This window comes from Pseudomonas quasicaspiana, assembly GCF_021147825.1.
GTDB classification, from domain to species: domain Bacteria; phylum Pseudomonadota; class Gammaproteobacteria; order Pseudomonadales; family Pseudomonadaceae; genus Aquipseudomonas; species Aquipseudomonas quasicaspiana.
In genome coordinates this window covers 51,282-57,949 of sequence record NZ_JAGTPI010000036.1, presented here as the reverse complement: position 1 = coordinate 57,949, position 6,668 = coordinate 51,282, and the positions used below count along the sequence as shown (strand labels likewise).

At 57.7% G+C, this 6,668-nt stretch carries 5 protein-coding genes; 3 read left to right on the top strand and 2 right to left on the bottom strand.

Annotated features, from left to right (window positions below):
- Nucleotides 1-314 precede the first annotated feature (314 nt).
- Nucleotides 315-2,729, top strand: coding sequence for a TonB-dependent siderophore receptor (locus KDX30_RS19415; protein WP_231677238.1), 2,415 nt, complete (start codon nt 315-317; stop codon nt 2,727-2,729).
- 177 nt (nt 2,730-2,906) lie between these two features.
- On the opposite strand, the gene KDX30_RS19410 is transcribed toward KDX30_RS19415, so the two are convergent.
- Nucleotides 2,907-4,199 (bottom strand): PQQ-dependent sugar dehydrogenase, encoded by a 1,293-nt coding sequence (locus KDX30_RS19410; protein WP_122705293.1) that lies wholly within the window; start codon nt 4,197-4,199, stop codon nt 2,907-2,909.
- Complete coding sequence (locus KDX30_RS19405) at nt 4,196-4,624, bottom strand: DUF2231 domain-containing protein (RefSeq protein ID WP_027899270.1); 429 nt, start codon at nt 4,622-4,624, stop codon at nt 4,196-4,198. The genes KDX30_RS19410 and KDX30_RS19405 overlap by 4 nt, the downstream gene beginning before the upstream one ends.
- A gap of 402 nt (nt 4,625-5,026) precedes the next feature.
- On the opposite strand from KDX30_RS19405, the gene KDX30_RS19400 reads away from it, so the two are divergent.
- Both KDX30_RS19400 and KDX30_RS19395 read left to right on the top strand, forming a co-directional pair.
- A complete protein-coding gene (locus tag KDX30_RS19400; protein ID WP_231666608.1) occupies nt 5,027-5,719 on the top strand; it encodes a hypothetical protein in 693 nt (230 codons plus the stop codon).
- On the top strand, nt 5,719-6,627 hold the full coding sequence (locus KDX30_RS19395) for a hypothetical protein (protein ID WP_231666609.1): 909 nt from the start codon (nt 5,719-5,721) through the stop codon (nt 6,625-6,627). The genes KDX30_RS19400 and KDX30_RS19395 overlap by 1 nt, the downstream gene beginning before the upstream one ends.
- Nucleotides 6,628-6,668 lie beyond the last annotated feature (41 nt).

The window sequence follows — 6,668 nt, the reverse complement described above, 5'->3', positions numbered from 1 at the left end:
ATGCTTTTTCATGGACTCGCCCTCGCTGTCGTTGGCTTCTTAAGAATGCCACCGTGGCGCTACTGACGCCTCGGCTTGGGCGAGTCCATCCAATTACGGTCACGGGATCACATCCGTAGGAGCGGCTTTAGCCGCGAGGCATTCTTCCGGCTAAACCAAGTCCCACGAAGTTTTCCAACCCCACACCTCGACCTTCATCAGACACCCGCTACAAATATTTCAAAACACCTTCAGGTATTGCCAAAGGTCATCCGTCTTAGATGTGACTGATAGCTGTTCGCATATCCATGCGCATCTCATAGGGAACAACCTGAATGGCAAAGCACCACACTCCTGGGCGTAAAACCGGCATGCAATGGCGACTTGGCGCCCACGGCGCGGTACTTGCCTGCACGCTGCTGGTTGGAGCCATTCAGGCACATGCGGCACAAGGTAATGCTGCTGGCAGCTCCGTCGACAAGCTGTCACTGAATATTCCCGCTCAGCAGTTACGCCAGGCTTTGTTAGTGTTCAGCCAGCAAACCGGGCAAAACGTGCTGCTGGATGGGAACCTCGATGCGAGTCTGCGCAGTAATGCGGTGGTGGGTTCGTACTCTGCGGAAGAAGGCCTGGCCGGGTTGCTGCAAGGCAGCGGCTACAGCTTTTCCCGCACGGACGCGATGACGGTCTATCTGGTGCCGGTTGCCCAGGCGAATATCACCAACGAAATGAACCTGCCCGCCATGCAGATTCAATCCCGCATCACCCCGGACAGCATCCAGAGCTTCGGCTATCAGGGTAAACCCGTCTCCAGCACTACCCGCTTGGGCCTGAGCGACAGGGAGACTCCGCAAGCGGTGACTGTCGTGACCCGCGAGCAAATGGACGATTTCCAACTCAACAGTGTGAAAGAAGCCCTGCGCAGAGCGCCCTCGGTCACCGTCGAACAGTTCGAGACTGATCGCACGGCCTTCACCTCGCGCGGCTTTACCATCGATAACTTCGAATACGATGGCATGGGCATGCCATTTTCTGGCGGCGTGCTGCTCGGTGATCAGGACATGACCGAGTTCGAACAAATCGACGTGCTGCATGGCGCCAATGGACTCATGAGTGGTGCGGGTAACCCGTCGGCTACCGTCAATTTCGTTCGCAAGCGGCCTACCGATACATTCCAGGCGAAAGTCGATGCCAGTGCCGGTTCCTGGGACAACCGTCGACTGGGCCTGGATGTTTCCGGCCCGCTAACGGACAGCGGTAACGTGCGCGGACGCTTCATCACGGCACACGACAAAGGCAACTCCTACCTCGACCGCTATAGCCATGAAGTCAACGTGGCAGCAGGCCTGCTGGCTTTTGATCTGTCCGACGCCGACACGTTGACCGTGGGGTTCTCCCAGCAAGACAGCTACTCAAACGGCAGCACATGGGGCGCCCTGCCCATTGCCGACTTCGCAGGCAATCGTATTCACTACAGCAGCCGCAGCTCCAGCGTTGGCCAGGACTGGACCTATTGGAACATCCACACCAAGCGTGCCTTCGCCGAGCTGACCCACGACTTCGATAACGGCTGGGCCAGCAAGATCACCCTGACCGGAGTCAGTCAGCATCAGGACACCAAGATGCTGTACGCCATACCGGCAGCCACTGACATTTCTGCCTACGTCAACCGGACCACCAGCACTGAACATCAGGTCATTGGAGAGGCTCAGTTGTCCGGGCCTTTCAGCCTGTTGGGGCGCGAGCACCAACTGACCGTAGGCGCCAATTACGGCCGCACCCATCACAAGGAGCGCGGCCACTACCTGGACGCTTCCGGCTTCATCAAAACCAGCCTTGAGGACGCGCTGGGCGGGAACGTTGTGCAACCGCCTTTTAACTTCACTAATGACCTCAATACCCAACTCTTCACTGATACCCAGAAAAGCCTGTTCGCCGGCGCGCGCTTCAGCGTTGCCGATGACCTGCACTGGATCGCCGGGGCACGCATGCTCAGTGCCGACGGTGATGGCCTGGGCTATGGCTCGCCACACAATACCCGCGTACACGGCAAGGTGACGCCTTACACCGGTCTGGTCTATGACCTCACCCCTCAGTGGAGTCTGTACACCAGCTGGACCGAGATCTTCAAACCTCAGTACTCCCTCAGTGTGAGTGGCGGAGTGCTGCAGCCACTTGAAGGCAAAAGCACTGAAGTTGGCGTGAAGGGCCGTCTGCTCGACGAGCGGCTGACGGTAACGGCTGCCGTGTTCAAGACCGACCAACAAAACGTCGCTGAGCCCGCCGGAATACAGCGCAGTCAATTTGTTTACCGAGGCGAGGACTTCAAAAGCCGCGGCGTGGAACTGGAGGCCTCCGGTGAAGCATTGCCCGGTCTGGAACTGACGGGTGGTTATACCTTCGTAAGAATCAAAGACGCCAATGGCGACGAGGCGCGCAAGTACATCCCCACTCATACCGTGCGCGGCAGCTTGACCTACCGCCTGCCAGCCCTGCCTCAGGCCAGGGTCGGGACTCGCATCCAGTGGCAAAGCGGGACTGAAGTCGACACCAACAGCAACGTTAGGCAAGACGCCTACGCGCTGGTCGACCTGATGGCCAGCTATGACTTCGATGATCACTGGAGCACGTCGTTGAACATGAACAACGTCACCGATCAGAAATACCTGTTGTCGCTGTATCAATCCGCCGGCTCAACCAACTACGGCGCACCGCGCAACCTGACGGCTTCGGTGACCTGGAAGTATTGAGCCGATGTTGCCTATTTGAGAATCGCGGCTGTCGCGAAGCAAACACGGATCTGTAGGAGCTGCCGAAGGCTGCGATAGCGGTGCGTCAGGAGTATCGCCATCGCAGCCTTCGGCAGCTCCTACAGGAGTTTGCAAAAGCTGCCCCGAGGCGATATTCCTCACCTCGGGGCACTGGACTCAACGATTACGCGTCACTCTCCAGACGGTGTTGGCAAGATCGTCGGCGATGATCAGCGCACCTTTCGGGTCCACCGTCACACCCACCGGACGACCGCGGGTTTTCCCGTCCGCGCCGCGGAAGCCAGTCGCAAAATCAACCGGCTCACCCGCAGGGATACCATTGTTGAACGGTACGAAGATCACCTTGTACCCCACAGGATTCGGACGGTTCCAGCTGCCGTGCTCGCCGACAAAAACACCGTTGGCGAACTTGTCACCCATGGCCGGGATGGAAAAGTCGACACCCAGTGCAGCAACGTGCGAGCCGAGGCTGTAATCCGGTTTGATCGCCGAGGCGACCTTTTCAGGATTCTGCGGTTGCGCACGCGGGTCGACGTTCTGGCCCCAATAGCTGTAAGGCCAGCCATAGAAACCGCCCTCCTTCACCGACGTCAGATAATCAGGCACCAGATCAGGCCCCAGTTCGTCACGCTCATTGACCACCGTCCACAATTTCCCGGTTTCAGGCTGAATGGTCAGCGCCGTCGGGTTACGCAGGCCTGTTGCATAAGGCTTGTGCGCCCCGGTCTCAGCATCGATCTGCCAGACCATGGCACGGTCGATCTCGACCTCCATACCGCGCTCAGTGACGTTGCTGTTCGAACCGATCCCGACATACAGGTAACGGCCATCCGGGCTAATCGTCAGCGCCTTGGTCCAGTGGTGGTTGATCTGCGAAGGCAGGTCGGTGAGCTTGGTGGGAGCACCGCTGGCTTTGGTCTGCCCGTCCTGATAATCGAAACTTACCAATGCGTCCTGATTGGCGACATAGAGCTTGCCGTTAGCAAAGGCCAGGCCATAAGGCGCGTTGAGATCTTCAGCGAAAAGCGTCTTCAACTCGTAATTGCCGTCGCCATCAGCATCACGCAGCAAGGTCAGACGGTTGCCGCCTTTGACTTGGGTGTTGCCCTTGGCCTTGATCACACTGGCAATCACGTCCTTGGGTTTGAGCTTGGCCGCGCTGCCGCCACGTCCTTCTGCAACCAGAATATCGCCGTTGGGCAGGACCAGCGTCTGACGCGGAATCCTCAGGTCAGTCGCAATCGCGGTGATGCTGAAGCCCTCGGGAACAGTGGGCTTTTGATCACCCCAGGCCACCGGCTCGGCAATCTTCATGCTCGGCAGTAGCGTGCGTTGCGGTTCCGGCAGCTTTGGATCAGGACCGCGTGCCTGGGTGCTTTCGCCATCGCCACCACAGGCGCTCAAAAACAACGACATGCTCAAAACGGTCAATGCGCCTGAATGCTTCATTCCGCACCTCCCGAACGCAGATTGGTAAGCCCGGTCCACGCCGCAACAACGGACAGCAGCGTTACGACTACCGATAAAATCAGCCCTGTCGGCATCATCGCCCAAGCGTCCTTCGCATGCTCGAACGCGTTGATCAGGCCCAGCGCCCACGTAACCAGAAGGAGCAGGAAATAAGCGACCGGACGGCCTGCCTTGTGGTCCGCACGGATCAGATTGACCAGTGCAAACAACAACGCCAAGCCACAGAAAAGCAGCCCTCCGGCAATCAGCCAGGAGGCAAAGTTGGCCCACTGAATCTGGTAGGTCTGGGCGTAAGCGATGTCACTCAGCAAAGCACCGAGAAACAGCGGGACGGTACCGGCAAGCAAGATCGCGTGTAGCGGGCTAGGTGTAGTCCGGTAAAGGGGGTGAGTAGTAACGGTCACGGCGGCTCCTTATCGTTGAGCGACCCTGAGCAATACTCAGCGCAAATGCACTGGCAGACAGGGTCGCGCTGACTGCGCAAAGAAAAGGATCGTTGTGCCGACGCGTTAGTTCAGTGGATTTCATGTCGAAATATTTTGAAAAACAGTCTGAAGAAGAGTTTCTCCGGTTCGTCCATAGACCTACACAGTGCCAAATTTAATCGAGGCTTCCGAGCTGACGGAAACCTGAGGCCTGATAGCAATCTTTTCCGGGATGTTCCGAGAACAGGCTGCTTTGGCCCTGATCAATACGCTGTCACATGCCAACACGCTGAAAATGAAAATAAAACCAAAGTGCCACTACATTTATCGGAGTTGCTGCCGATAGAGGCATCATCGTTTTAAATCAAAGGGACTTGTTACATGAATCTTCATACTCTGCGCACCATGGCCGCACTGACGTTGCTTGCCTGCCTGACACTCACCGGCTGCGCCCATGTTCAACCGCCGGTAGCGCTTGATAAACAATTCTGGGATGCCAAAGAACCGGTTATCGGCGTGGCGATCAACGTAGTACCCGAGCCTGCGCTGGTGCTGACCGGCAATCAGGGGCTTCTGGATTTAGCCATCAACACGGGTATGAACAGCAAGCTCAGCGGGAATGTCGAAAAATGGCAGGTGCGCGACCTCAATACACTGCCGGATGCCATCGTTGCCAAGTTGCAAGCCAAGGGTTACAAGGCAAAGCGCATCAATGAGCCAGTGGATCTGAAGACCTATAAAGAAGTCAGTTTCCGTGAAGGCTACACAGTCCGTGACCTGAGCCCGATCAAGGCAGCTTATGGCGTAGACCGTCTGCTGTTGGTCAACATCCAGGGCACCGGAGCCACCCGAAGCTATTACAGCATCGTACCGACCAGCGTGCCCATGGCGCAGATAGGTGGACAAGGTATGGTCGTCGATCTGGCTGACAACAGACTGCTGTGGTTCAAACCCTTCGCCGTAGTGCAGGCCGCTCAGGGCGAGTGGGATGAGCCGACTTATACCAATCTGACCAACGCTTTCTATCAGGCGATGGACACAAGCCGTCAGCAAATGATTACCCCGTTCGAATAATGAAAAGCCTATCGACAGCGGCCACGGCGCTGGTGCTGCTCATGCTCGCCGGTTGTGCTCAGAAGCCCGCGCCACAGACCGGTTTCAAGTCTCAGGAGGCTGTGTCCTACGTCCAGGCACACGGAGTCAAGGTCGACATGCAACTGCCGCAGGCATTTGTCGGTGCAAGCACCGTGGTCGACTCCGAAGCGGCGCAGAAGGCTGCGACGGCGAGCCATAATCTGATTGCGAGTTCGGGTAATGCTGCCGGGCTCGCGGGTCTGCTGGTCGCCAGCCTGATCAATACCCAGATGGGCAGCGGTAGCTTGCAGAGAGATGCAGAAACGGCCGCCGCCAAAGAGTCGCGTCCGTTGGCCGAGCTACTGGGTGGCGTGCCTTTGCAAGAGCGTCTGGAACAGCGCTTTCAGCAAGCCTCGCTAGCGGCAGGCCTAAAACAGGGCACAGGCAACGTCAGCGCACGCCTGGTGATCGAGCCGAAACTGATGCTTACGCCTGATCGCGGCAGTTTCGTGCTGATCAATCAGGTGCAGGTGCAGGACATTGCCGGTTCAGCGCTGTATCGCATGCGCATCGAAGTCACCAGCCAGCCCATTCGGCGCTGTGGTAAAGGTTGCATCGATGACGGCTCCCTGGATTTGAAGCAGGTCACAGCGGCCCTCGACGAGTGCATCGACGAATCAATGCGCGTGCTGACCGCCGACTTGATGCTCCCGGCACCGCCCGAAGCTGCCCAGGAGACATTGCGCTATGTGCTGGATGGCCAGCGAGTGGTAGAGCGCGGTTATCAGTTAGCCAGCAATGGCAACTATTGGCGTTACCGCAACCTCTACGGCTCGGTGAAGTCAGTACCAGTGCCGTTTGAAGACCCATTGACGGCGGCACAATTGCAGGCGGCTTACGGGCGCTAGCCATCAGTGACTTGCCTGCGAGTATTGTCATTACAGCCGGA

Coding starts and splice junctions, on each gene's coding strand:
- KDX30_RS19415 (WP_231677238.1), top strand. CDS start 315: ATGGCAAAGCACCACACTCCTGGGCGTAAAACCGGCATGCAATGGCGA.
- KDX30_RS19410 (WP_122705293.1), bottom strand. CDS start 4,199: ATGAAGCATTCAGGCGCATTGACCGTTTTGAGCATGTCGTTGTTTTTG.
- KDX30_RS19400 (WP_231666608.1), top strand. CDS start 5,027: ATGAATCTTCATACTCTGCGCACCATGGCCGCACTGACGTTGCTTGCC.
- KDX30_RS19395 (WP_231666609.1), top strand. CDS start 5,719: ATGAAAAGCCTATCGACAGCGGCCACGGCGCTGGTGCTGCTCATGCTC.